Consider the following 3,145-nt stretch of genomic DNA (forward strand, 5'->3'; position numbering starts at 1 on the left):
AACAGCGGCCGTACATCGATAGGATTGATGTCATTGACCTTAATAAGGAAATTAGCCCGGTGGCGGAAGACGGTGACAGYGCGGCGCAGGTGAGCCGCCCTCGGGGTGTATCGCTTCGCGTCAGTATCGCGACTTCGTTCGTAATTCTGCTGATGTTGATTTGCAGTGTCCTGACCTGGTACACGTACAGTCGCAATTCGCGCCTCATGTTGAGGTTTGCAGATTCCTTTCTCGACGCGGCCAGCAAGTCGACGATCGACAACACCGCTTACCTCCTTGAACCTGTGAGAGCCGCGGTCGGCGAACTCGCCGTCATTGGCGAGATCCATCCTGATTTGCTCGACCAGCCCGAGATGTTGCGCCATCTCCTTAAGGTTCTGGAATCGTATCCGCATGTCTATGGCGCCTATATCGGCTTCGAAGCGAGCGGCAATTTCATACAAGTCGTCCGCATAACACCGGACGACAAATGGCTCGGGCCAAATACCCGACGCATTCCAGCCGGAACGAAATTCGCACTACGGACGCTCGAACGAGCCGCGTCCCAGTCGACCGACAGCTACCGCTTCATCGAAAGCTGGGACACTCCTACCGGCTCCGACAATATCACAGGAGTAACGTATGACCCGCGTGAGCGGCCGTTCTACACGGGCGCGGCCCAACGCGGCGGGCGCTACCTGTCCGACATCTATCTATTCGCCAGCAACGGGAAGCCCGGCATTACGATCAGTGAGCCTTTCTTCACCAAGGATGGTAAGCTTCTCGGAGTGGTCGCTGCCGATATCACGCTCGACAGCATGTCATCGTTTCTCGATCGACAGCGGATTGGCGAGACCGGCATCGCGTTCATCGTCGATGATCGCGATCGCGTGATCGCCTTTCCCGATGCAAAAAAGACGGTTCGGATCGACGGTCCGGACATATCGCTTCCGACCGTGAGCGACCTCAACCTGCCGTATGTGAGCGCCGCCTTCAATCTCAAGCGAAGCGGCTCTGGATCGAACTTTACCTACACCTGGAACGATGTGGATTATCTCGCCAGATTCGAGTCTTTTCCCAAAACGTTCGACAAGGCCTGGAGTATTGCGATTCTAGTGCCGGTCAACGACTTTGTCGGCGCGCTTAAGGAAACGACCCGCGACATTCTGCTGATATCGCTCTTGGTCAGCATCGCATCCATCCTCGCGATCAACTGGGTGGCGCTGCGCATCACACGACCCATCCTCCAGGTGATCGACGAGACGAAAAAAATCAGACGGTTCGTGCTGGACGGCGATGTTCAAGTGTCGTCGCGCATCACGGAAATCATCCAGCTCGTGGACGCCATGCAGGCGATGAAAGCTGCGGTGCAGACCTTCTCTCGCTTTGCCCCGCGCACTCTGGTGCAGCAACTGCTGGCGAGCGGGCGCTCCCTCGAGCTCGGAGGGCAACCCCAGCGCCTGAGTATCATGTTCACGGACTTGGCCGGCTTTTCGCTCCTTTCCGAGCGCTTGCCCGCGCGAGAGCTGATGCTGCAGATATCGCGACATCTGGATCTCGTAAGTGGAATCGTCATCGGCAACAACGGTACAATCGACAAGTTCATTGGCGACGCCACAATGGCCTTTTGGGGAGCCCCGCTTGCCCAACCTGATCATGCCTACAATGCTTGCCGGTCAGCACTCGAAATCCAAACCGCGATGTTGGCATTGAACGTTGAGGCGGAGCGCAGCGGCCTTCCGATCATGAGAGCTCGCATCGGTATCCACACAGACACGGTCGTCGTCGGAAATATCGGGTCTGCGGAGCGCATGAGCTACACCGCGATCGGCGATGGCGTGAACATCGCGTCGCGTCTGGAAGGCATCAACAAAGTCTACGGCACATCCATTTGCGTCAGTGATGCTGTCTTTCGGGAAACCGGCGACAGGTTTCTTATGCGACCGATTGATCATGTGGCGGTGAAAGGGCGGCGAACGGGGCTGACGATCTACGAGTTAATGGCTTCGCGGGACGCGCCGTCGGCGCCGGCGACCGTGGAATCCCAGAGCGATCTCGCCATGCGGACGGCCAAAGGTTTCTTTCTCTATCTGGATCGAAAGTGGGACGAGGCGTACGAAGTCTATTCAGACGCAGCGGAACGATATCCAAGCGACGCCGTCGTGGCTAAATTGGCGGCGCGCTGCCGAGAATTGGCGCAGAATCCTCCCGGGGCGAACTGGAGCGCTGTCGTCGAGTTGAGCGGGTAAAGTCATGGAGCGCCGACCGGGAGCTCGCGAACGCTGTGATGCTCGATAGCCTCCGCATCATCGAGCCAGAGTGGCGCGATCGCCATGGTCTGGCTCCAACGGCAAATCTTCGGAGTTGCCGAGCAAAGCCCAATCTTCAGCGGGATCGCAGACGAGCGCGACCGCCGCGCAGTTCGAATAGACGATGAGAACCGTCCGAATGATGTCGGCCAACGGATCAATGGTGATGAACAGAATGAGGGCGGCTTCCAATGGCAGTCCCAGCGGAGCGAACGCCAGGCCGAGTAACGAGATCGTCAGAATACCGGTCGTTCCCGAAGAGGCGACGCCTGCCAGGAGTGAGCCGACGAAGATGATGAGATACGCCTCTGGACCGAGAGAGACGTCGTAGAGTTCGGCGACAAAGACGGTCGCTACGGCGTAGTAGAGAGTCGGCCCATAGCGACAAAGCGTGATACCCAACGGAGCAACCAGCTCCACCATGGTACGATCGAATCCCAGGTTGTCGGTCGTCGCCTTGATGACCGAAGGGATGGACGCAATCGAACTTCTTGTTCCCGCTGCAATCAGCACCGGCTCACGAAGAGCGAGCAAAGATTGAAAGTAGCCGATCCGGTGGCGAACGCGCCACCAAATCAATAGACTGCTCACGATGAGTACGATCAGTGCAGCCAAGGAGAAAGTCGCCAGGAAATTTACCATGGCGGCCAAGGGCTCGAGTCCCACCAGCGCGATCTGGCTCGCCACCAAGGCACAGAGAGCGAACGGAAGAGAGTAGTTCACCCAGGTGATGACGCGTTGGCTCGCGTGATAGATCGTTTCCAGCGTGGTCGAAAAAGAGTCGGTGCCATCGCCCCGGATAAACCCGACCGCCGCGCCGAAGATGATGGCAAAGAACAGTACCTTCAGATTGTCGC

General features: G+C 57.8%; 2 protein-coding genes. One reads left to right on the forward strand and one right to left on the reverse strand.

The window, feature by feature from the left end:
• Positions 1-206 precede the first annotated feature (206 nt).
• Entirely contained in the window at positions 207-2,228 is a 2,022-nt protein-coding gene (locus tag AC1DT3_RS16265) for a cache domain-containing protein (RefSeq protein ID WP_477466285.1), read from the forward strand.
• Between the two features lie 57 nt (positions 2,229-2,285).
• Here the strand turns inward: AC1DT3_RS16265 and AC1DT3_RS16270 are convergent.
• Positions 2,286-3,145: dicarboxylate/amino acid:cation symporter (locus tag AC1DT3_RS16270; protein ID WP_477466286.1), on the reverse strand; the 860-nt coding region annotated here is incomplete at its 5' end.

The sequence above is a fragment of the Microvirga sp. P4_G7 genome (assembly GCF_056401005.1).

Coding starts and splice junctions, on each gene's coding strand:
- AC1DT3_RS16265 (WP_477466285.1), top strand. CDS start 207: ATGTTGAGGTTTGCAGATTCCTTTCTCGACGCGGCCAGCAAGTCGACG.